Source organism: Nonomuraea sp. NPDC003709 (assembly GCF_040610775.1).
GTDB lineage: Bacteria > Actinomycetota > Actinomycetes > Streptosporangiales > Streptosporangiaceae > Nonomuraea > Nonomuraea angiospora_A.
The window spans coordinates 1-22,567 of the sequence record NZ_JBEXMW010000010.1; the positions used below are offsets into that span (position 1 = coordinate 1).

Genomic DNA, 22,567 nt, shown 5'->3' on the forward strand with positions numbered 1-22,567 from the left:
AGATGCAGTACCGCCCCAAGCTCTTAGACGCCTTCCTGGCACACACCGGCCTGATCACAGACCTGAGATCGAGATGACACCCCGAACTTTCATTTCTGTGATGCAGGACATCGCGGCGGAGGACGAGCACGACTCCCAGGCCGGGTTCCGGACCGCCTCGGAGTACAGCATGAAGCCCAACTTGCAGGACAGCTGGCGGGAGTTCACCGAGGACATCTTGCAGCCGCTGTTCGACTTCCTCAGCGAGCGCGTCGGCGCTGAGAGCAGCATCCTGCACACCCTGCAGCGCTATCGGACTCGCATCGAGTGGTTCGATCGCGAAGAACTGCACGCGCGATACACGGCGGACACCCGCAACGGTGAGGAGATCTACAATCTCGACCTTCAACGCTTTCTGTTCCTCGAGGGCGATCACATCACGCATGCCAAGCCGCGATCAGCCTCTGGTGAAGCGGACCTGATCGGCGACCTCGACGGTCGCGAGCCCTTGATCTGCGACGGAAAGATCTTCGACGGTGACGGGCGGGGCAAGTCCTACCTCATCAAGGGCCTGCACCAGATCATCAAGTACGCCCACGACTACGGGGAGCGCACCGCCTACCTCGTCGTCTACAACGTCACCGACAAGCTCCTAGACTTCCCTACCGACGGCACCCCCGGCGCCTGGCCGCCGTTCACCGAACTAGCCAGTGTCCGGGTGTATTTCATCCACGTCCGTGTCCTGCCGCCGACCACCACCGCCAGTAAGGCCGGTAAGGCTACCCGCGTCGTCATCGCCCGTGACGACCTCACCAACCCCGACAGCACCTGAACGCCCCCCGCCAAACGGTGCGACTGGGGCAGTTGGCAGCGCAGAGCCAGCCAGTCCATCGCGCCATGTGGTTGTGCGTCTCACAGTGACCGGTCGCGCCAGATACCGATCCCAGAATCACGCTTATCGCGCAGACAAAGTCATGTTGTGGGCTTTAGGCCGGATCTACACCACCCGACGGGACGTAGCCAGCGCACAGGCGGCTCCTCTACGCGCCGTCCCGGGTTCCATCGCCGCTCTGATGCGAATCGCCGACCTGAACTCACCGAGGCGAGACTGGCCCGGTGGAGCCCTTCACGAATACTCGCATGCCACTTGAACTGCACGGATGGAGTTTCGACAGGCGCACCATCCACGGTCTGTCCGCGCCATAGCCACTTCCCACCTTGTACGTACGGCCGGAGCTTTCGGGTTCGAGCGATATCCACTTGGTCGGACTCGTCCCAGATGTGCCATCCATGGTTACCATTCAAGCGTCCAGTCGTCTTTCCCGGGTCAGGCCGTCATGCCGACGAAAGATGAGGTAGAGACCGCTCGCCGACAGATCGAGCGTCTTTCCGATCAGTGCGAGGCGGATTTACGCGAGCTCATCCGCCTCGCCGAGGGTGGTGCGCTGAAAGGGCCGGAGGGCGACAAACTCTCCGCCGATATCCGCCAGTGGGAGCGCGACACCAAGAACTACTTCCGGGCGGCCCTGGACACGCTCCACAACCTTCCCGCGTCCGAGGTGTCTCCATGAGTCCTCGCGTGGGTATCAACCCTGAACTCATGACCAAGGTCATAGCCATGCTCAAGCGCACGGGACCGGAGTTCCGGGAGTCCAGCCGCCAGGTCGAAAGCGCGCTCGGCCGTCTCGGCGTCGAGTTCTGGACCTCGCCCGCGCTGCGCAGGGTCGCCGACCAAATGAGCGAGAAGCCACCGGACCTTCAAGGTCGCCTGGACCTGATCCTCGCCACCCCCGACGCGGAGCTCGAGCGCGACGGCATCATCTGGGCGGACGGCGCGGACTGGCAGTCCAGCACCACGGAAGGCGCCGCTCTCGCCCAGGCGGTGGCGGCGAAAGTCCGTGCGCAGGCCAAATCCGGGACCTTCGACGCCCAGACGATCGCCGAACTTGAGAAACACAAGAACGATCCTCTCTTCGCGGCCGCGTTCGCCAAGGAGATCCCGCCTGATGAGCTCAAGCGATTGATCTCCCGCATGTTCAGAACAGATCTTCCCCCCGCCGGCCGCCCGGATGAGAAGGACCTGGGCACGGAGAAAAAGGTCGCCGGGCTGTTCAGCACCATCCTGGGCACCGCCTCCCGGGCCAGGAAGCTGCCCAATAACTACGCCGATGAACTGCTCAAGGACCTGGACGACCCGCAGAGCGCCTTCGCCATCGGCAAGCTCCTCGGCAAGGGGAAGTTCGACCACGCGTTCATGCTCGATGTGGTGAAGCGGGTCTACGACTTCGACGTGGCTCACCCGCAGGCGCGGGCAAGAGAGCCGGAGTTGCCGCTTCCCGGCCAGGACAAGGTTCGGCATGCCCCCGACGTGAGCCCCATGAGCACGGTGCTGAGTGCTCTGATCCATCATCCGAAGGTGGCCCAGGATTTCTTCACCGACCCCCAGCGGAGGCCGCTGGCCTACCTGATGCGCGAGCGGCGGTGGGGGCCGGAGAGCGACAACCTGCTCGGCGCGGCCCTCTACGAGGCGTCAACGAAGTTCCGGGACCACGGCATGCCCCGGGAGCAGTCGAGCGGATACAAGGCCGCGCTCATCACCTCATGGGCGAGCCATTACTGGGCCGAGGAGAAGGTGCAGCAGAACCTGCCGAACACCCGGATCTGGGCCGCCTCCATCCACGCCAACTACATCAGCGACGTTCACCGGGCCTACCAGGCGCCGCCGACCACGGAAATAGGCGTGGACGCCGCCTACGATCCCGACAAGTCCCTGTCCGGTGTACAGCCCTATGGCGCCGTCTTCAACAAGGACGAACTGAAGAAGGCCATGACGTGGGCGTTCAAGGACAACGACGCGTTCATGACCGTGGCGGCGGCCCACGCGCAGTACTCGGTGAAGGTCCTGGACGAGACGGCGTCCGAGCTGGCCGGGGAGGTCAGAGCCGAGTTCGCGGCATGGCATAAGTCGCATCCCGACGCGACCAAGAAGCAGATCGACGAGAAGCGGCAGGACATCCTCGAGAAGAAGATGGGAGGCGGCGGCGGGGCTTTCGAGTTCCAGGGCGCGGTGAACGACCTCAGCGAGACGACGTACGCGATCACGGATGCCGCGAACATCGCCAAGATCGAGGAGGCCAAGAAGAACGACGAGCGATACGCGGCGTTCAAGAACATGGTGACAAAGATCATCGACCTGGCTCCGGGACCGCAGGGCAAGTTCGTCGGCCTGCTGGTGGACGAAGCGAAGGATCACATCTACGGAAAATTCACCTCCAACTCAGAGGACAAGGCAAAAGTAGCGGCCGGGAACGCGATCGAGGACGCCAAGGTCATGTTCCGGGATGCCACCGCGGCAGCCATGATGCGGCACGGACTTTTCGGTGACGGATCGGCACCAGCACCAACTCATCCATACGCTTCCAAGCAGTTCCCAAAGGGCTCTCCCGGCGACTTCCTGGTAAATGGGGAGATCATGTCAAAGGATGAAATGAGCGCAGACCAAAGAAGGGCCTACCGTGAATGGCTCTATCTGAACGATGATACGAAACGTGTCTTCTATGGCGCAAATTCCGCCATAACCCGAGACTCTTGATCCACAACAGAGGCCCCCCATGAGCCAAACCTCCTTCAGCACGAGGAGAAGCCTGTTACCGCCCACGGCATTACTTCTTGCGGCAGGCCTGCTGACTGCCTGCTCGGCCTCTCCATCATCGCCTCCCTCACCCACACCGGACACGCGGCCGCTCGGCGATGTCACCACTGCGCCCAAGGAATGTGGCCTGGTCTCGAAGCAGTCCATCGAGCGCGCCACCGGCCTCGGCGATTTCACTGTCGAGAAGTACATGTCCGACGATGGCAAGTACCTCGATTCCTGTTACATCTACACCAAACCCCGCAACAAAAGCGGCTATCGCCTCAGAATCGAGATAGATACGTCACCACTCCCGCTAAGCAATATTGAGCAAATCAAAGCATCCAGTGATGGAGTCGACCTGCCCGCCGACGCCGGGCCCGGATTCACCTTCACCCTCGTGGAGTCCGGGGTAAAATACGAGAGCGCCGGCTGGGCATGGGCGCGGGACGGCAGCAGCATGCTCACCGTGACGCTCGCCGAGACCCCGTCGAACAGGGATCCGCAGAAGGACGCCGCCGAGTTCATTCGTCAGCTCAGGCCCATCGTTCTCGACACGGACAGAGCATCGACGCGGGCTTCCGGCCGACGCCAGTGATGGGCTCACGCGTACACAGTCGATCGAAGGCCGAGACTACCGACTGCCTCACCAGCAGGGCGACAACCAGCTTGGCCACTTCCACCGACTCTCGGACGGAGGTATCTACCTCCACCTCATAGCAACCAGGCGCATGGAGCGGCTCATCAAACGACGGTATCGAATTCCTGCCAGTCCGCCCTGATATCCATTCACGCCGGTGATTGAGCAGGCTTTTTGGCCTCTAAGGGTTGCCCGGCCATGGTGTCACGGAGGCATCGAGCGGGCGGATGCCGTGTGGCGACTGTGCAGGGAGCCGACAGGGCGAATCATTCAGGCATACCGAGCGCGGCGTCTCGTGGCGGGAACACCGACATGACGCGGGGCAGGAAGTGAAAGGGCCCCGGTCGGGCCGGGGCCGAAAGCAGATACATGTAGGCTATTCGTCCAGAGCCTCGTTGATCTTGCCATTGATGTGCTCTTGCTGACCGTCCACGCATTTCGCGTAAACCCGCAGCAGGACATCCACGCTATGGCCGGCGCGCTTGGCGACTTCGACGGCCGGGACGCCCACGTTCAACCAAAGAGAAACTGCCGCGTGCCGCAGATCGTACGGTCGAGCAGCCAAAGAAGAGGCGAACTGCGCGGGGGTGAGCGCGAGTTTGCGAGCTTCCTGCCAGACGTAGGAATGCGCCGAACTGGAGTAGGTGCCACCGGTGCCTGTGTGGAAAACTCTGCCGTCCGCGGCGGTACCGTACTCGGTGATGTGCTCGCGAAGCATGGCGACCAGGACGGGCGGGATGGGGATCTCTCGTGTTTCCCTGTCCGCACGGTGCTTCAGGTTGCGCGACTCGTGGGTCTCGCCGGAGTTGGTCCAGCGCTTCGTTCCCTGGGGCCGCGCCTTTTCCAGGACGATCAGGCCCCAGCCCGCGTCCGGCAACGTGCAGTTGGCCAGCCGCAGGTCCGCCGCTTCCTCCGGCCGAAGCGCGGCGTAGTAGACGCATGCGAACAGCGTCTTGAGCCGAGGGCCGCGCTTGCGGCCTACCTTGGGCACTGCGTCGAGGAGTTGCCGTGCTTGGGCGGGGTTGACCACCGTGCGGGGATCAACGAGTGCTACAGGCTTGGGTACTCTCCTTTTGATCTTGTCCAGCGGGTTGCTGTTGAACAGTCGCTCCTCGACTGCATGCTCCAGCAGGTGATGCAGGATGGCGCGCTTGCGCCGTACCGTGTTGGCTGCCGCCGGCGTACCGGAGAAGGTGATCGAGATGGCGTCGAGGGCCTTGCGAAGAACCTGTGCTTCTTCCAAGGCCGTCAGCGGTAGAGAGGTCCTCTCCAACCAGCTCAAAGCCACGGCCTGTGCCGGTGTCAGGTCGGCCCGCCGCTTCTCCGGGAGCAGCGCGTGGATCCGGAGAACCTCCCTGAGTTCCCCAGCGGTGGGACGGTGCGGTGCATCGATGACCAGCGCAGGGACGAGAGACAGCAGTGCGTACGCGTCTGTCTCTCGAGTTCGAGGCGCTGTCGAGTTCCAGCGCCGAAGGACGTACGCCTGAGCGAACTGCAGGACGGACGGCCCGGAGGATTGCCGCGCGCGCTTCGACACTGGGAGACCGGTGGCGAGGTCGAACTCCTCCCCCACCTTGGTCGCCTGCCGCAAGTCGGACATGAAGGCGTTGGCCAGGCCCTTGGTCCGGAAGCTCTTCGACCTCTCCTTGCCGGCCACTCGCCAGCGAGCGATGTAGGTGGGTGCACTTCTATTGGAGCGCTGCTGAACGCAGCCCAGTTTCACGTCGTACGTGGTGCTCACCTCGACTCCCGCCGTGAGTCGAGCCAGGCCATGAGATCGCTCCGCCAGACGCGGAGTTCGAGGTTGGGCAGTTGGAGGCAGACCGGTGCCCGGCCAAGCTGACGCCAGCGGTAGAACGTGCGGCGGGACACACCGCCCAGCTCTTTGAGGACCTGAGGAACGGTCAGCAACTCGTCATGCCTGGTCATCGACCAACTCCCGTGTTTGGATCGCAGATACCGGTGCAACCGCTGTCCGCAGGGCCGGATAGCGTACGGACACGTCGGATCTTGCAGTGGACGCCGTGTGCGCTGTCCGGCTCATGGGTGGTGTTGTCGTGGCGCAGGAGCCCGCTTGGGGTGCGATTGGGGCGCTTCACACTGCCACGTAGGTGAATGCGTCGACGGGGCCCGCCGATTCTGCGGATGTGGCTGGCCCAGCAGTCGTCAGTCCGGCCGTTGAGCCGGTCCGTCGTCTCCATGGCGGCGCGGGAATGGGCAAGGTTCTCCAAGGTACGCGTCTTTCCTCTCCAGTGATCTACTCTGGCCTCGACCCGTCGGGTGTCCTGACGGACGTATGGCCCCGTGATCACCCGCGTGGTAGCGATCGCCGGACGGCCGAGGCACGGGCTATGGACCCTCACCTCTGGCCGCGTCGTCAAGTCCAGCGATTTGGTGCGCTCACGTGTCACGGCAGCTCAGCGCTGATCCAACCGTCGGGCGGATAAGCGGCGAGGAGTGGGATATCGGCGGCTTGCGGAAGATCAGCAGATCTTCGCGCGCGGTGGCATGGATCGGCAGTCCACGCACCCAACCCATACATGCTTCGACCAGTTCGAAGAACTGGAGCTGGGACGTGACATCCTGCGCCGGGCGGCCAAATATTTAGCCGGCGAGACCAACTGGTCAGCGCTTCCAGTTCGTCGTCGACCACGCGGGCGCCTGCGGCGGCAAGCGGCAGGCGCACATGCGCAGAGCGCCGCCTCAACATGAATGGACGCCACCGCCAGGATCGGTTGACCTGAGCAACGGCAACTCTCCCCAGCCCGGAGCGGCTCGCAATGACGCTGGATCGATGGCCTTGTGAAGCACCGCCCAAATGTTGATCAAGCCATGTCGCCAGGGATGCTGGGCTGCGGGCCCCAGACACGCAGGAGGTTCACAGTAGCTCCGTTCTGATCTCCTCACACGGAACGGATAGCCCATGCTCCGTCGCATCGCCCTGTCAGCCGCCGCTCTCGCCGTCCTGCTGGCTCCTTCGCCGGCCAAGGCCCAGACCTCGGACGGCTGGCATGATGACGCCGGCTGGGGATCGGTCAGCGTCTCTGCCGACCGCCACCGCATCACCGTCTGTGACCTAAGCAACGACGGCCGTGCCGTCCGGGTCGAATACGCCACCTCCTACCTGCAGACATGGACCATCGTCGACTCCAACGGCGCCCGCTGGGGCTGCAAAACCGACTCCACCTTCTTCAGCCGCATCACCGCCTTCAAGCTCTGCGAAGGTCGTAAATACGGCTTTTGCCGCCCCTCCACCTGGATCTCACGATCCGGCCTTGGGTAAGCCGGGCCAGTCTGCAATCTTGCGCAAGCGGCCGGGCAGTCTATGCGCTCCTTCTTCGGCGTCGTCCTGCCACGATCTGCGCGGCCGTCAGCCCGCACACGTGTTCTACATACCATCGGCGGCTGTTTGCGGCTTTCCGGCCATCCCAATCCTTGAGGTCCTGATTTGAGATATTGAGAGGGGCCGCCACTTTGATCGGCCGGTAGGTGGCACGCCAGATCTGCGGGTCACGCTCATAGGTGGGGTTCCAGTACGTGTAGTCGCCGCCAACGACCGCCTCGGGATCGAGATCGATGCGGAGACCACCGCGATCGAACAGGTACACCTTGATCACGTCCCTGCCGCACTCGCGGCAGCACGCTCGTCGGGCGCTCATGTCGCGTTACCAGCGTGCGCGGGGTGCGCTCCCAACAGGTGAAAATCCGACCGCATCATGGAGGAGTGCGGCGGCACTTGGCGGCGTGTGGGCCATATCACTGCCGCGCCTGCCACGGGTCCGGGGCCGAAGGAGGCGCATCTCCGGTCCGAGGGTTCGTCCTGCCCTAGATCGCCACGCCCAGCTTGCTCGGCGCATTGCACGGCACGAGTGGCGTGCCGGCGTTGAGGTTGCTCATGTCTCGCACCGCAGCCGCGTCCCCCACATCGCTGATCGATGCGTACGCCAGGACGGTGCCGTTGACTTACGGGGGCCCCTCCGAGCCTGTAGGTGTGCGGGCTATTGATCCTCTTGCCGTGGTCATTGACCATGAGCGATGTCCCTGCCGACACACCTGTGAGGTTGGTCTGCCAGACCGTGGAGGGCCTGGCAGCCTGCAGTCCCCCGCCCGCCGTCGGCGATACCTGCCGCTTGGAGTTGGGAAGGCTCAACGGGACCATCGACTCTCGCGTGGCCTGTCGCAGACGCGTCTTCCCCCAGTACAGCCCACACATTGCGGCGTCCGGCATTGCAGGTGTAGGTGCCCCAGGCAGAGGCGTACTCCGCCACGATGCCCAGGCCGCGACCTGTCTCCGAGGTGAAGGCAGGCGAATGCGGCTGCGGCAAGGGGGACATGTCCAGGGTGCCGGGATCGATGACCTCCAGCAGGAGGAAGCGGCGGCCGCGGCTGACGCGTAGCACTACCGACTCACGCCCCAGGCCGTGTGCCGGGTGGATGACGGCGTTGGTGAGCAGTTCGCTGGCCACCTGGAGGAGCGAAGGGAGCAACAGATCGTCCTTGCCAATCCACTGGGTGAGGACATGTCGCCCCTGGCGAGGTGCCCTCGCGTTACGAGGCAGGCTGATCTGCGAAATCAGGATCATCGCTGTCGGCGGGCGAGATTCCTGCACCGGCACGGGCGCGGTTTCCGTTGGCATGGATATCACCGACCATCTCGGGGGCTTGGCCTCAAGGTCCACAAGATCGGCTCTTCTTGTGAACCCGAGTTCGCCTGGTTCGTTGAAGACACTCCCCAGACTGGCCCCCGCCAGTTACTTTGAGTAGTCAACAGGCGACACAGTTGCTTCACACATCGGGTTCACGGATGTGTGTGTACTTGTGAACGTGAGGGTGATGCGTCCATGGCCGCAAGCGAACTCGACCCAGGAGCCAGTCCTCTCGCTCTCTTCGGGGCCGAACTGAGGAGGCTGCGGGACGAAAGAGGCGTAACGCAAGAAGAGATCGCGGACTACGCCCATGTCAGCAAGAGCCTGGTCAGCCAGATCGAGAACGCCAAGCGCACACCGCAGCGAGACTTCACCGAGCAGGTAGAGAGCCTTCTCGGCCTCAAGGGAGACCTGCTCCGCCTCTTGCCCCTCGTAATCAAGACAGGACCGACCTGGTTCCGCCAGTGGCCAAAGATCGAGGCCAACGCGCATACCCTGCGGACGTGGCAACCCCTCGTGGTTCCCGGACTGCTTCAGACGCGCAACTACGCTCGCGCGATCCTGAGCGGGCAGCCGGGCATCAGCAACGAACGCGTCGACGAAGAAGCTGAGGCGCGCCTCGCCAGGCAGGTGGTGTTCGACCGTCCCGAGCCACCCATGTACGCGGCGGTCATCGACGAAGGAGTCCTCCTGCGCCCCATTGGAGGAGCCGGGGTGATGCGACAGCAGCTCGACCACCTCCTCGAACTGCTGGCTCACCCCTGCATCACCCTGCAGATCGTTCCGATGACCGCCGTACCCACGATCGGCCTGTTGGGCGGATTCGTCATCGCCCAACTCCTCCAGGGACCAGACGCCGTGTACTTGGACTCAGCCGCGGACGGCGAGGTAACAGATCGCGTGGACCGCGTGCGCACCGTTAGTGTCAGATTCGACGCCATCCGGTCATATGCCCGACCGGTCAATGAGACCGCAGACGCGATACGCGAGAAGATGGTGATGTATGAACGTGACTGACGAGCTGGCTGCCGAGCTGGAGACAGCGCAGTGGCGTAAGTCCTCCTTCAGCGGCGCCAATGGTGGCGACTGCATCGAGGTGGCCCAGCTGAGCGGCGACCACTTCGGCATCCGAGACACCGAACAACCCGACGACGTGCAGCCGTGGATCGTGCGCGGGAGTGTCTTGCGCGCCTTCGTGGCCGGCGCCAAGGCTGGCGAATTCGACTTCTAGCCCAATCGAGGAGGAGGGCGAGATCACCTCACCCTCCTCTCCCACCTCCGGACAGGCGCTTGGCCATAACCGCGGTCGTGCTACGGGGGAATCTGCCCTTGGCGACTTTGAGCTCCTTGCTCGCCGCCTTATCAGGGTCTTTCGCTATCGGGGGTTATCCGTCCTCGCGTGCAGGGCGGCTCTCGCTGCCGCCCTCGTTCATGTGGTCGAGTAGCGCCCGCAGCCCGCGCACCGGCACCGCGTACCGGCCACCGATACGCAGCACCCGGCACGGAAACCCACCTGCCTTCGCGAGGCGGTATGCCTTGGTGCGGCCCATGCCGAGCAGCCGCCCGGCCGCAAGCAAGCTGATCACCTCCGGCTCCTGCTGTGCCGGGTGGCTGGTTGGGGTTGTGCTGGTCATGCATCGCCTCCATGAGCATTTGATGAACAAGGACATGCGGGTCGCGTGGACCGCACGTTCCTGGCGGGCTGTGGTGGGCGCCACGCCCCAAACCCGGGCCCGGGCTGGCCCAGGGGCGCGGGGGTGGGACCGCCGTTCATCGACGGGCGGCCACAGCCCCGGTTCGGGGTTCGGTACCGCGGCGGATGGGTGGGTGGCAGGCGGTATCGACGCCACCTCCATGGCGTGCGTCCAGCGAAATCCGCAGGTCTACGACCGCGCCCCAGCGCCCGGCCCGAAGCCAGGCCGGGGACCAGGGCTACGCGGGGCTACTCCAGCTCGTGGACGGTTGCCAGTGCAGAGCCAGGATCGAGCTGGGCCAGCAGCTGAGACCGGCGAAACACGAGCAGGTCTTCATGCGCGACTGCGTGGATCGGCAGCCCGCGCGCCCATCCCTTGCGCGCCTCGTGGAGCTGGAAGAATGACGCCCGGTTGAGGAGCTGGCCGTCGCCGAGCCCGCACAGCAGGCAGACGATCCGATCCACGAACTCCAGCCCGTTCTCACGAGCAAGAGACTGTACGTGGCCGGGTAGGTTGACCAGTTCGCCGCGTATCCGGTACGGCCGCACCGTGATTGCCACCACGCCGCCCGGCCGCAGCAGTGTCACGCATCCGGCCAGGATGCGGCCGAACCCGTCGAGGAGTTGCGGGAGCTGCTGGTGGGCGAGGTTGGCGCGGTCGTGGGAGTAGCGCTGGTTCCATTTGCGCACGCCCGGCTCGCCGGTATCACGGGTGGAGCGGATGTGCCCGTGCGTGGCCGCTCCGTACGGGGGCGAGGTGAGCACCAGCGCCGCCTTCCCTACCAGGTCGGGGAGCAGCCGGGCGATGTGCCGGGAATCCCCGGCCATCACCCGCCCGAAGCCGGACGCACCCTGCTTGCGGGCGTAGCCAAGGTTGGCGATCGCCAGCCGCGCCCACCGCTCCTCGTACTCCACGCCTGCGGCGTGCCTACCGAGATGGGCAGCTTCGACGAGGGTGGTGCCGATCCCGCACATCGGATCGATCACCAGTTCTCCTGGACTGGTATAGGTCTCGATCACCCTAGCGGCGATCGAGGGCAGCATCTTGCCGGGATGCTGCATCGACTCCGGCACGTACCGGTCCCGCCGCTGCACCCGCGAGGGCCGTTGCCCGGTCGCCCACACCGAAGTCGTCACCTCAACCATCAACGCTCACCTCCGGTCCGAGCCGAAGCCTCGGTGCCCTCCATGCCTGGAAGCGTCGATGCCTCTGGGCCCGAGGGCATCTGAGGTTTGGCGAACAGCAGCACGTCCGAGTGCACTCGCGCGCTCGCCGGCAACCCGGCGCACGCAGGCAGCTCTCGTAGCCCGGCCAGAGAACAGCGGGAGACGTACGGCTCGATGCGCTCACCGCGGACGGGGTGCCGCAGAGCAATGACATGCTGCAGATACACCAGTCCCGCGTCACGGGCCAGCTCGATGACCTCCGGCACCGGGTCTACCACCGTGCCTTCGCGCTGCAGACCGGTCACCACGACCAGATGTCCGCCCGGCTTCACCAGCCCCGCAGCGTGGGCGATGTCGAAGACCTCGGCTTCAGACTCCGAGCCCGGCCGCCCGGTCGACCGGCCCAGGGGCTGCCGGCAGGTCTGCTCGGCCACGACCAGCCCCGCACTGCCGGCGAGATCCGCCAGCACCGAGGACTCATCGGAAGAATCAGTGACGCGCAGTTCAGCGACCTCCAGGTCGTAGTCCGGGTGTGTACGCGCGAGGCAGGTCCAGGACACACCCGCGCGAGCTACGTCGGCGAAGACAGCCACCGGCAGGCAGCCCGCCGTCAGCGCGGCCGAGACCAGCTGATGATCCGTCGCGCCGAGGTTGATCACCGTCTCGCCGAGCCGGGTGCACGCAGCGACGAGGTGACGGGCCAGTGGACCGCTAACCGGGTGGCAGCAACCCGCCGGACAGGTCGCTACCGATTCGGTGTCGGCTGCCGCAGACCACACCGACAGCGGCACATGCCCCCGAACCAGCCGAAAGCCGGAGCCATGGAGCCGAGCGTCCAGTCCGGATGCGATGAACGAGGCGTCAGCCGTGGCAGGCCTGGTAGAGACGCAGGAACTGGCAGATGCAGGAGCAGTCGAAGATGTAGTGGGTTCGGTCATGTGGGTGTGGCCCGAATACCGGGCCACCGATCCCTGTCACTGATCCAAATACCTGCCGCAAGACCCCAGTTGAGACAACCCATCACGTAAAGGTTCGGCAAGGCCGGCTCCACTCCAGGGCCCGTCCCCCGGCGCTCCCTGGCGGATGGTCCGCAGGCTGTCGGCGACCGTGCCGGGCAGGCGCTCGCCAGATCACACTCCCCCACCTCCTTCCTCCGGCTCTTCGCCAACGAAGCTTGTTTTCGCAGGTCACAGCTCTTTCGTGCATGTTCCGAGCAACCTCCGTCACCGGGCTCATCACGATGGCCAAGCACTGTTGCCCGGTGCGACCTACCCTGAGAAGACAGCACACCGCGACGTGTCAGCCGGGAGGCGATCTGCATGCCGAACCGGAAGGACGAACTGGCCGAACGCCGCTTCGCCAAGCTCGTCGACCAGGTCAAGGCGATGATGGTCGCCTGCCTCAAGCCGGAGTATCGCGGCTTCTACGGCCAGCTCATTCTCGCCCGCGACGCAATGGACGAGTTGGGTGATGTGGCCGAGGTCCGACAGGCCGCGAGGGCGGCGGGACGTCAGCTCGGCTGGCGGGTTCGGACTCATGTCACCGACGACGGGACAGTCATCGTCATCGATGACCGCGACCCGCCCCAAGAGGTCCGGGAGCTGGCGGCTCACCGTTCAGCCGATGCTGTCTCGGCTGTCCTTGCCCGAGCGCAAGCCGAGGCCCGCATGCTCCGCACCAGCGCGCCCATCCCCCTCCCTACCCGTCCGCCCGGCCCCGGCGTGGACCTCTGAGTGACACGCCGCAGGCCCATCTCGGCGGCGGCGATCCAACGGTCCAGGCCTCGTCCACCGCGTTGACACAAGCTTGACCTGGGACTTTCAGCTTCATCCCGTTACCGCAGCTCACGGCAGCTTTCCGTGCGCAGCGTCATGGATCTCGTCTCCCTGCCATCCAACGGACATTGGTACAGCAGGCCAGCGTTTCCGCAGGTCATCATCGGTTCCGACGCATGATCCAAGCATGGTGTGATCTTTGCCGTGTCCGATGTCTGATCATTTCCTGCCCGGTTCCTGCCCGGGCGCTATGGCGACCTAGCGACGTCCGAAACGAACACGCCTAATCGGGAGCGTCGCTATGTCCCACCCTCTGGTCCGCCTCTCCGCTGGCACCGCCAATGCGGCCATCGCGAGCACGACCATCACCGACCCGGTCGAACCGTTGTCCACCCTCGCCCTCGAAGCAGACCACGCCCAACCCAGCCAGGCGCCCGACCGCCTCGGCGGCAGCCCATGCCGCCAGGGCGGCTCCCTGCCGCTGGACGTGGTCGAACACGCCTTCACCCTCCTCATGCGCGGCCCTGCCCCGCTGTCGGTCGACGGCGCGCAGCTCGGACACGGGCTTCCAGCCCGGTCGATCCCGCTGAACGAGCTGCGAGAGATGCTGCTGCATCCGTCCTGTTCACGCACCACCCGTGACCACGTGTGGCGGCACCTCATCGAGCAGGCCCGCACCCATCGAGGAGCGTGGATGGTCGCCGCCGTCGCCCTGGCGATCCCGATGCTGCGCCGCCTCGTCAGCACCCTCGCCAGCAAGATCCCGGCCGAACGGGTCGATCGCGAGGACCTGGAGGCCGAGGTCCTGACGGCCTACATGGAAGCCATCTGCCGGGTGAACCTGGCCTGGTCGCATCCGGTGCTGCGACTGTCGCGGCTGACCCACATCGCCGTCATCCGCGCCCACGCCACCGACCAGCCCACTCTGCTGGCCGACCCTGATCTCACCGACCGGGCCGAGAGCGGTCAGCAGACGCTCGCCTACCCGGCCGGCCACCCTGACCTGCTCCTCAACAGGGCCGTCGCCCAACAGATTCTCACCAATGAGGAGGCTGAGCTCATCGCCTTCACCCGGCTGGAGGGCATCCCGCTCAGCTCCTACTGCCGTCGCCGCGGCCTGCTCTACTGCACTGCGCTCAGGCGACGCCAGCGCGCCGAAAACGCCCTCTACCAGGCACTCCAGCGCGGCGAACTATCCCGCGACCTGTAGCGATCACGTCGGGCGCCAGCGGCGAGCACCCAGCAAAGACTGCACAAAATTCGCTGGCCCCGATGCCTTAACTCGGCTCTTCACCCAGGTCTTTTACCAGATGAGAAGGCAGCGCGGAGGGCGCCGAGCCCGGCAGCGGGACCTGTACCTGGTCACCGGTCCCTGTCACCCGGCCCAGCCCATCTCTTCCGCCGCTCGAAGGAGGACGCCCACCGGCCCCGCGCCGTGCCCGGTGCCTCCGCGCCGCCTTCACCCGACGAGAACCAGGCCGCGACCATCCAGCGCCCCAGGCCACACGGACACCTAACCGCTCCAGGGAGGCAACACATGACGTCCCGCCCACGCCGAACCACCTCCTCGTCCCAGATCCTCAGCCTCAAAGTCCTGCTCGTCGCCTTCACGATCCTCGGCGGCATCGTCCTGGGCACCCTGCTCGAGTACGCCATCGCCCACGCCGCCACAGTCACCAGCTCTTCCAGTGCCGTCCTGGCCTCCGGCCGGTTTCTAGCTGCGCCGGCATCACTGAACGCGGTGATCGACAACCTTCGCAACGTCATCGTCGGCCTGCTGGTGGCCCTGGCCACGCTCTTCCTCACTGTCGGAGGAGTCCGCTACATCCTGGCCGGAGGCGACCCAGGGGAAGTCGAAGCAGCCAAGAAGACACTGCGCTACGCCGCCCTCGGCTATGGCATCGCCGTCCTCGCCCCTCTCCTCGTCACCATCCTCAAAGGCATCGTCGGAGCCTGACCATGCCTCATCCGTCACAACGGCTCAGACGGCCGCGGGGCCTGCCTCGGCTGGCCACCATCATCGCCATCCTGACTCTTTTCGCCGGGCTCGCCACGACAGCACCCGCCCAGGCCGAGCCGACACCCACACCCTCGCCTTCATCCGCTTCCAGCCCTGCCCCGTCACCGCAGGTGACCTGGATTCCACCTATCCCGTCACCCTCCTCACCGTCTGCAGGCATGCAGGAGTGCGGATGGATGGATATCGGCTGCAAGATCAACCAGGCGATGAACGGCTGGTTCACCCACCTGGTGGTCGATGCCATCAATCCGGCTTTCGTCCTGGTCGGCAGCGTTCTGCTCTCCGCGCCACCGCCGACGATGCTGGAGCGGGTCCGGGAGCTGTCCGGTCACGTAAGGCTGGTCGCCAACGCGCTGCTCGTGCTGATGGTGCTTGCCGGGGGCGTCATCGTGATGGCGTACGGCAGCGCGCAAAGCTCCACCACCCCGGCCGAGGTCATCCCACGCCTCGTCGTCGCCGTGGTGGCATTGAACGCCTCGCTCACCATCTGCCAGTACGCCATCGAGCTGGCCAACGCTCTGGTTGCCGCGCTACTCGGCGACGGAGTCGACGGGCAGCGGGCCGGGAACCTCATCGCCACCAAGGTCGACACCCTGATCAAGGACCCGGAAGGCACCGCGCTGTTCCTGGTGCTGCTGATCGGCGCGGCGGTGCTGATGGGGCTCCTGCTTGCCTTCATCGGCCTCATCCGCGTCACCCTGCTGCTGTTCCTCATCGTCGCCGCACCGCTCGCCCTGCTGTTTCACGCCCTCCCGCAGACCGAAGGCGTCGCCCGGTTGTGGTGGCGGTGCTTGTTCGGGCTGCTCGCCATCCAAATCTTGCAGGCCCTCGGCTTGATCCTGGCGTTCAAGTTGTTCCTGACCGATTCACCCGGCACCTATCCGCTCCAGCCGGTCGGCCCCAGTCTTGGGGATGCGGCCGAGGCGACGTTGCGGCCCACGGTCAACCGTGTCTTGGACGCGCTCATCGTGATCGGCATCCTCTTCGTCTTGATCAAGATCCCGGGGTGGGTCGCCCGCACCATCTGGCAGCAGGGCCAACCCCACATGCTCAAACGGCTGCTCAAAGCCGTAGTGGTCTACAAGACCATCGGTGCCGCCCGCGCCCTCGGCAAAGCCGGACATGCAGCCAAGCGCGGAACCGCACAGACCAGACGTCGACACAGCGGGCCACCGCCCCAAGGCCGCCCCACCCGACCGCAAGGCCCGAGGGGCCCACGACCGCATCACCCTGGCCCCCACACTCCGCCCAGCTCAACACCGGGAGCCGCAATGCCCAGCCACACGCCCGCCTGGCAGCAGCTCCCACTGCCCCTCCACCTGCCATCCCGCTCAACGAGCGCACCGACACCCAAAGCTGCAGCTGCTGCGGCCAAACGTGCCCGCCAGGGCACCCAGCTCGCGCTGCCGTTCCCGGTCACTCGCCTTCCACGCCCACCCCACACCGCGTCAACGGCAACACCCTCCACCTCGGCGGGGCTGTGGATCCGGCCGCGCCCGCCCTGGGTTCAGGACCGGCTGCCCGGCATGCCCACCCGCACGCCGCGCCCTGGCCAGCTCCGCCTCCGCCTCGACCCGCCACCCCGCCGCATCCCACGCACCCAGCGCCAACCCGGAAATGAGGGCCGGTGAACCACAGCCCAGAGCCGCCGCCACTGCTGGCCCGCATTCCCGCCAATGTCAACCAGCCCGACAAGATCGCCTACGGTCTCACCTTCCGGCAGATCCTCATCGTGGTCCTGACCGGCAGCATCGCCGCTGCCATCTTCTACCTGTTCCACCGGCACCTGCCCGTCATCATCCTCGCCGCCATCCTCCTCCCGCTCCTCGCGCTTGGTCTCACGGTCGCACTAGGCCAACGAGATGGGTTGAGCCTGGACCGCCTCCTCCTCGCTGCCCTGTTCCACAGTCATGCGAACAAAAGACTGGTCGCCGCGCCGGAGGGGATCGCCGGACCGCCGAGGTGGTGCCGCCTGCGCGGCAAGCTGCCCGCCCCACTCCAGCTACCCGTCCGGGCAATCCGTACCGACGGCGCACTTGAGCTCGCAGACGGAGGGGTCGCGGCGCTAGTGGAGACCAGCACCCTGTCCTTCCACCTACGCACCACGAGCGAGCAGGCCGCGCTTGTCGGGGCGTTCGGGCGGTGGCTGAACTCGCTTGAAGCACCCGTGCAGATCCTCGCCCGCGCCCGCCCTGCCGACCTCACCGACCTGGCCGAGACCGTTGAGCAACAGGCAGCGAGCCTGCCCCACGCCGCACTCGCCGCAGCCGCCCGCGAGCACGCCGACTACCTGGCCGAGCTCAACGCCTCCCGCGAACTACTGACCCGGCAGGTGCTCATCGTGCTCCGCGACCACCCCGCCGCCCGTCGGAGCCGCCGCTCGGTACGGCGAGACGTCGCCGCAGCCGTAGTCCTGCGGCGGGCCGCCGAAGCAGAACGCAACCTCGCAGCGCTCGGCGTCACCACCCGCATCCTCGACGCCGAGGCAGCCAACCAGGCGGTGACCGAGTGCCTCGACCCCGGCGGCCGGCACCCGCTCGGCCATGCCCTCCCCGACGAAATGATCACCTCGACCAGGAGCACTCCGTGAAGCTACGCCGACGCAACCGCAACGAGGCCAGCACCCTCGCCCACCCGGGATCGGCGCACATTGGCGTCAGGACTGTGACCCTGCCCAGCGCTGTCACCGCGTCGTTCGCCATCATCGGATATCCCCGCGACGTCGGCGCCGGGTGGCTCGAGCCCCTACTCACCTACCCTGGCCGCCTCGACGTGTCCCTGCATGTCGAGCCGATCCCACAGCAGGTGGCCGCTATGCGGTTGCGCCGCCAGCTCGCCCGGCTGGAATCGGCCAGCCGCTCCGACGCACAACACGGCAGGCTCCAGGATTTCGCCGCCGAGGCCGCCGCCGATGACGCCACCGACCTGGCCGACAGCCTCGCCCGTGGCCACGGCCGTCTGTTCAAAGTCGGTCTCTACCTCACCATCCACGCTCCTACAGAGCCCGCTCTCGCCGCCGAAGTGGAACGCATCCGTGCCCTCGCCGCCTCCCTCCTGCTCGACGCACAACCCGTCACCTTCCGCGCCCTGCAAGGCTGGACCACGACGCTGCCTCTGGGCGTCGACTCCATCCAGGCAACACGTACGTTCGACACGACCGCTCTGGCGGCGGCCTTCCCGTTCACCTCGCCGGACCTGACCACCACCATCGGCGAGACCGGGGTCTTGTATGGGCTGAGCGCCACCAGTTCTGGCGTCGTCTTGTGGGACCGCTACGCCCAGGACAACCACAACTCCGTCGTTCTCGCACGCTCCGGCGCCGGCAAGAGCTTCTTCACCAAACTCGAAACCCTCCGCCTCCTCTACCAAGGCGTTGAGGTCTCTGTCATCGACCCTGAAGATGAGTACGCACGCCTCGCTCAAGCAGTAGGCGGCACCTGCCTGCACCTCGGCGCGGCCGGAGTTCGGTGGAACCCCTTCGACCTGCCCGCCAGCCACGGCCCGCACGATGACGTGCTGTCCCGGCGGGCCATGTTCCTGCAGACCCTCGTCACCACCATGCTCGGCGGCACGCAGCTCACGCCGCAGATGCGCGCCGCGCTCGACTCGTCGATCATCGCGACCTACCAGACCGCAGGAATCACCCGGTACCCCGACACCTGGACCCGACCCGCACCGCTGCTCGCCGATCTGGTAACCACGCTTACTAAAGAGATAGGCGGTCAGGCTGAGGCGGAACTGGCCGCACAGCTCGCTCCCTATGTCTCCGGCTCTTACCGCGAGCTGTTCGACGGCCCGACCACCACCCACCCAGCCGGGCACCTGACGGTCTTCTCCCTACGGGACCTGCCTGAAGAGATGAAAGCCGTCGGCACCCTGCTGGCTCTCGATGCGATCTGGCGGAAAGTGGCCAACCCCCGCGACCGCAAGAAGCGCCTCGTCGTCGTGGACGAAGCCTGGCTGCTCATGAAGGAACCGGAAGGCGCCCGCTTCCTCTTCCGGATGGCCAAGGCCGCGCGCAAGCACTGGGCCGGACTCGCTGTCGTCACCCAGGACGCCGCCGACCTGCTCGGCACCGAGCTGGGGCAGGCGATCGTCGCCAACGCCGCCAACCAGATTCTCCTACGGCAAGCACCACAAGCGATCGGTGCAATCGGGGATGCCTTCGACCTGACCGACGGCGAGCGCCAGTTCCTGCTCACCGCCGAGCGCGGCGAGGCGCTCCTGGTCGCTGGCCCCGCCAGCCGAGCCGCTTTCCACATCATCGCCTCACCCCGCGAGGTCGAGCTGATCACCACCGACCCAGCCCATCTCGCTCAACTCAACCCGCTCCAGGCGCGAACTTCGCAACCGGCCGACTCGCCCGGCTTCTTCGAGATCAGCACCGGTCACCATGACGAGGAAGGCGACCCGCTATGACCAGCAACCCGTCACGGGGCCCAGATGGGCCGTGCCTGCTGTGCGGGATCGACGAGCATGACGTCCAGACCGCCCTCGACTTCCTGGCCGAGCTACCCGCCCGCCTGCCCGAACTAGCCCTCACCTACGGCCCCCGTCTTGCTCTGGTCGGGGGGTTGGTGTGGGTCGTGGCTGCTGCGGTGCGCTACCTGCTCGGCTGGCTTCATCACGCCGATATGACACCCGACGCCCGCTTGATCGAGATCTCCAGCCCACCGCGCAGTGACCCCGAAGGCGCCGTGGTCCTGTGGCGGCAGCTCGTCGGGTTGCTCCGGCCCGCGTGGAAGCGCGCCTTCACCGGACAACCGCACCTGGTGTGGGAGTACCACGGCAGCGACGCGGGAGTGCGCATCCGCGTGTGGGTGCCCGGCGCCATCCCGCCCGGCATCGTGGAGAAGGCGATCCAAGCCGCATGGCCGGGCGCGATCACCACCACATGGCCGGCCACCTCGCCCCTACCTGCAGCGGCCGAGATTACCGGTGGACGGCTCGTGCTGGCCGCGCCGGAGCACTTCCCGCTCAAGACCGACCACGACCACGACCCCGTCCGCTCCCTTCTGGAAGCCATGAGCGGCCTACGTGAAGGCGAGCACGCGGTCGTCCAAATCCTGGCCCGCCCGACCACCGGCAGGCGCCTGCGCCACGCGTACCGGGCAGCCGCCAACCTGCGTGGAGGAGGCAGCCGTCACAGCCTCGGCCGCGTCTTCGACGAACTGCTTCCCCTCCCCGATGCCAGCCGCAACCGCCAGCACAGCGGCGAGCTAGCTCGCGAGTTTCCCGAACGCGCCGAGCAGGTCCGCGCGATCCTGGCCAAGGCTGGCCAGCCGCGCTACACGGTCGCCATCCGCTACGCCGTCGCCACCAACCGCGAACCCACCTTCGCCAACGCGCCGACAGGCGATACGGATTCGCGTGACCTGGTTCGTGGGTGGCTGCGAGGCCAGGCCCACACTCTGGCCGGCGTCTTCGCCCTCTTCACCGGTGGCCATCAGTACCTGCGCCGAGCCCGTCTCTGGCGCGCTGACCGGGTGATCGGCTCGCGCCGCCTCGACGGTGGCCACCTGCTGTCCGTCGCTGAGCTGGCCGCGCTCGCCCACCTGCCGTGGGACATCGACGCCCCCGGCATCACCCGTGCCGGGGCTCGTCCTGTCGCGCCGTCCCCGGCCGTACCCCGCCATACGGCGGGCGGTACGGCCCGCATCCTGGGCGACGCCGACAGCGGACCACAGCGGCCCGTGGCGTTGCCCGTGGCCGACGGCCGCCATCACACGCACGTCCTGGGCGGGACCGGCGTCGGGAAATCCACCCTGTTGGCCAACATGGTCCTGGCAGACGCTCATGCCGGGAGAGGTGCCCTGGTCATAGACCCGAAGGGGGACCTGGTCACCGACATCCTCAACCGGCTGCCCGAACGAGCGGTCGGCAAGACCGTCGTGTTCGACCCGCAAGACCCGACACCACCACCCTCGATCAACATCCTCGCCGGAGGCGACCCCACCTTCGCCGTCGACTCCGTCGTCACCATCTTCCATCGCTGCTTCTCCACAGCCTGGGGACCACGCGTGGATGACCTGCTGCGCTCCACCTGCCTCACCCTGACCAGCGTCCTGGGCCGCAAAGCCACCCTGGCCGACGTTCCACGGCTGCTCACCGACTCCGCCTTCCGTACCCGGATCACCTTGGGCCTACAGGATGAGCTACTGGCCGGCTTCTGGGACTCCTACGAAGCTCTTACCCCGGCCGGCCAAGCAGGCGTCATCGGGCCCGTGATGAACAAACTCCGCGCCGTCCTGCTGCGACCGTTCGTACGGCAAGCGCTGGCCAGCCCCGACACCACCGTCCCCGTCGGCCAACTCCTCGACCGGGGCGGCCTCATCCTGGCCCGCCTGCCGAAAGGCATCCTCGGTGACGACGCCGCCCGGCTGTTCGGCTCCATCCTGGTCGCCCACACCTGGCAAGCCACCACCCGCCGCACCAACCTCGCCGAAGCAGACCGGCCTGACGCCACCCTCGTCATCGACGAATGCCACAACTTCCTCAACCTGCCGGGCCACATCAACGACGTCCTCGCCGAAGCACGCGGCTACCGCCTCTCCCTCGTCCTGGCCCACCAGCACCTCGACCAGCTCCCCGCCGACCTGCGCGAAGCCCTGTCCGCCGACGCTCGCAACAAGATCTACTTCAACGCCTCACCCAAAGACGCAGGCGAGTTGAAGCACCACACCGCCCCTCTGATCAGCCCGCACGATCTCACCCACCTCGGCGCCTATCAAGCCGTCGCCCGCCTCATCGTCGACCGCCAGCAGACACCCGCCTTCACCTTGCGCACCCGCCCCCTCCCTGCCCCAGCCGAAGGTCGGGAAGAAGCCATCCGCCAAGCGTCGCGTGAGCGGTTCGCCAGCGGTGCCACCACCGGGCACGCAAGCCGCTCACACAAGCAGCGAGCGGGTAATAGCGCACCCGGCCATGACCCCCGCGACAGCGAAGCCTCCCAAGCCCAGCAGTCCACCAACCGGTCCTGACCCAGCCCACGCCCCATCACTTCACGGAGTCACCAC

21 protein-coding genes are annotated in these 22,567 nt (G+C 66.3%); 14 read left to right on the forward strand and 7 right to left on the reverse strand.

The window, feature by feature from the left end:
* Window positions 1–100: 100 nt before the first annotated feature.
* From ABZX61_RS28915 to ABZX61_RS28930, 4 genes are all read left to right on the forward strand, one after another.
* Entirely contained in the window at window positions 101–811 is a 711-nt protein-coding gene (locus ABZX61_RS28915) for a hypothetical protein (protein WP_355199327.1), read from the forward strand.
* Between the two features lie 505 nt (window positions 812–1,316).
* Window positions 1,317–1,550 carry a hypothetical protein gene (locus ABZX61_RS28920; protein WP_185067672.1) on the forward strand — a complete coding sequence of 78 codons (234 nt, stop codon included), beginning with the start codon at window positions 1,317–1,319 and terminating at the stop codon, window positions 1,548–1,550.
* Window positions 1,551–1,579: 29 nt separating this feature from the next.
* Window positions 1,580–3,571, forward strand: a complete 1,992-nt coding sequence (locus ABZX61_RS28925; RefSeq protein ID WP_355199329.1) for a DUF6571 family protein — start codon at window positions 1,580–1,582, stop codon at window positions 3,569–3,571.
* A gap of 19 nt (window positions 3,572–3,590) precedes the next feature.
* On the forward strand, window positions 3,591–4,208 hold the full coding sequence (locus ABZX61_RS28930) for a hypothetical protein (RefSeq protein ID WP_355199331.1): 618 nt from the start codon (window positions 3,591–3,593) through the stop codon (window positions 4,206–4,208).
* A gap of 418 nt (window positions 4,209–4,626) precedes the next feature.
* Here the strand turns inward: ABZX61_RS28930 and ABZX61_RS28935 are convergent, their stop codons facing one another.
* Both ABZX61_RS28935 and ABZX61_RS28940 read right to left on the reverse strand, forming a co-directional pair.
* Complete coding sequence (locus ABZX61_RS28935; RefSeq protein ID WP_355199333.1) at window positions 4,627–5,991, reverse strand: tyrosine-type recombinase/integrase; 1,365 nt, start codon at window positions 5,989–5,991, stop codon at window positions 4,627–4,629.
* Window positions 5,988–6,179: a helix-turn-helix domain-containing protein gene (locus ABZX61_RS28940; protein WP_355199335.1), complete on the reverse strand. Its 192-nt coding sequence runs from the start codon at window positions 6,177–6,179 to the stop codon at window positions 5,988–5,990. The genes ABZX61_RS28935 and ABZX61_RS28940 overlap by 4 nt, the downstream gene beginning before the upstream one ends.
* Before the next feature lie 994 nt (window positions 6,180–7,173).
* Here ABZX61_RS28940 and ABZX61_RS28945 point away from each other — a divergent pair.
* Window positions 7,174–7,533 (forward strand): hypothetical protein, encoded by a 360-nt coding sequence (locus ABZX61_RS28945; RefSeq protein ID WP_355199337.1) that lies wholly within the window; start codon window positions 7,174–7,176, stop codon window positions 7,531–7,533.
* A 40-nt stretch (window positions 7,534–7,573) separates the two neighbouring features.
* Here the strand turns inward: ABZX61_RS28945 and ABZX61_RS28950 are convergent, their stop codons facing one another.
* Both ABZX61_RS28950 and ABZX61_RS28955 read right to left on the reverse strand, forming a co-directional pair.
* On the reverse strand, window positions 7,574–7,867 hold the full coding sequence (locus tag ABZX61_RS28950; protein ID WP_355199339.1) for a hypothetical protein: 294 nt from the start codon (window positions 7,865–7,867) through the stop codon (window positions 7,574–7,576).
* A 402-nt stretch (window positions 7,868–8,269) separates the two neighbouring features.
* Window positions 8,270–8,887: an ATP-binding protein gene (locus ABZX61_RS28955; protein ID WP_355199341.1), complete on the reverse strand. Its 618-nt coding sequence runs from the start codon at window positions 8,885–8,887 to the stop codon at window positions 8,270–8,272.
* 204 nt (window positions 8,888–9,091) lie between these two features.
* Here ABZX61_RS28955 and ABZX61_RS28960 point away from each other — a divergent pair, with 204 nt between their 5' ends.
* Window positions 9,092–9,913, forward strand: a complete 822-nt coding sequence (locus tag ABZX61_RS28960; RefSeq protein WP_355199343.1) for a helix-turn-helix transcriptional regulator — start codon at window positions 9,092–9,094, stop codon at window positions 9,911–9,913.
* On the forward strand, window positions 9,900–10,127 hold the full coding sequence (locus ABZX61_RS28965; RefSeq protein ID WP_355199345.1) for a DUF397 domain-containing protein: 228 nt from the start codon (window positions 9,900–9,902) through the stop codon (window positions 10,125–10,127). Before ABZX61_RS28960 ends, ABZX61_RS28965 begins: the two co-directional genes overlap by 14 nt.
* 154 nt (window positions 10,128–10,281) lie before the next feature.
* Here ABZX61_RS28965 and ABZX61_RS28970 read toward each other — a convergent pair whose 3' ends face one another.
* The 3 genes from ABZX61_RS28970 to ABZX61_RS28980 all read right to left on the reverse strand — a co-directional run bounded on the left by ABZX61_RS28970 (window position 10,282) and on the right by ABZX61_RS28980 (window position 12,415).
* Entirely contained in the window at window positions 10,282–10,530 is a 249-nt protein-coding gene (locus ABZX61_RS28970; RefSeq protein WP_355199347.1) for a helix-turn-helix domain-containing protein, read from the reverse strand.
* A gap of 308 nt (window positions 10,531–10,838) precedes the next feature.
* A complete protein-coding gene (locus ABZX61_RS28975) occupies window positions 10,839–11,735 on the reverse strand; it encodes a DNA methyltransferase (protein WP_355199349.1) in 897 nt (298 codons plus the stop codon).
* Window positions 11,735–12,415, reverse strand: a complete 681-nt coding sequence (locus tag ABZX61_RS28980) for a hypothetical protein (protein WP_355199351.1) — start codon at window positions 12,413–12,415, stop codon at window positions 11,735–11,737. Before ABZX61_RS28980 ends, ABZX61_RS28975 begins: the two co-directional genes overlap by 1 nt.
* Before the next feature lie 660 nt (window positions 12,416–13,075).
* Between ABZX61_RS28980 and ABZX61_RS28985 the strand changes: the two genes are divergently transcribed.
* From ABZX61_RS28985 to ABZX61_RS29015, 7 genes are all read left to right on the forward strand, one after another.
* Complete coding sequence (locus ABZX61_RS28985) at window positions 13,076–13,489, forward strand: hypothetical protein (protein ID WP_355199353.1); 414 nt, start codon at window positions 13,076–13,078, stop codon at window positions 13,487–13,489.
* A gap of 343 nt (window positions 13,490–13,832) precedes the next feature.
* The gene (locus ABZX61_RS28990) at window positions 13,833–14,741 is read left to right on the forward strand and encodes a hypothetical protein (RefSeq protein ID WP_355199355.1); all 909 of its coding nucleotides are present in this window, start codon (window positions 13,833–13,835) and stop codon (window positions 14,739–14,741) included.
* A 327-nt stretch (window positions 14,742–15,068) separates the two neighbouring features.
* The gene (locus tag ABZX61_RS28995) at window positions 15,069–15,488 is read left to right on the forward strand and encodes a pilin (protein ID WP_355199357.1); all 420 of its coding nucleotides are present in this window, start codon (window positions 15,069–15,071) and stop codon (window positions 15,486–15,488) included.
* 221 nt (window positions 15,489–15,709) lie between these two features.
* Window positions 15,710–17,182, forward strand: a complete 1,473-nt coding sequence (locus ABZX61_RS29000) for a hypothetical protein (protein WP_355199359.1) — start codon at window positions 15,710–15,712, stop codon at window positions 17,180–17,182.
* Window positions 17,179–18,141 (forward strand): PrgI family protein, encoded by a 963-nt coding sequence (locus ABZX61_RS29005; RefSeq protein ID WP_355199361.1) that lies wholly within the window; start codon window positions 17,179–17,181, stop codon window positions 18,139–18,141. Before ABZX61_RS29000 ends, ABZX61_RS29005 begins: the two co-directional genes overlap by 4 nt.
* Window positions 18,138–19,970, forward strand: a complete 1,833-nt coding sequence (locus tag ABZX61_RS29010) for an ATP-binding protein (protein ID WP_355199363.1) — start codon at window positions 18,138–18,140, stop codon at window positions 19,968–19,970. Before ABZX61_RS29005 ends, ABZX61_RS29010 begins: the two co-directional genes overlap by 4 nt.
* Window positions 19,967–22,531, forward strand: coding sequence for a type IV secretion system DNA-binding domain-containing protein (locus ABZX61_RS29015; protein WP_355199365.1), 2,565 nt, complete (start codon window positions 19,967–19,969; stop codon window positions 22,529–22,531). Before ABZX61_RS29010 ends, ABZX61_RS29015 begins: the two co-directional genes overlap by 4 nt.
* The last annotated feature ends 36 nt before the right edge of the window (window positions 22,532–22,567 follow it).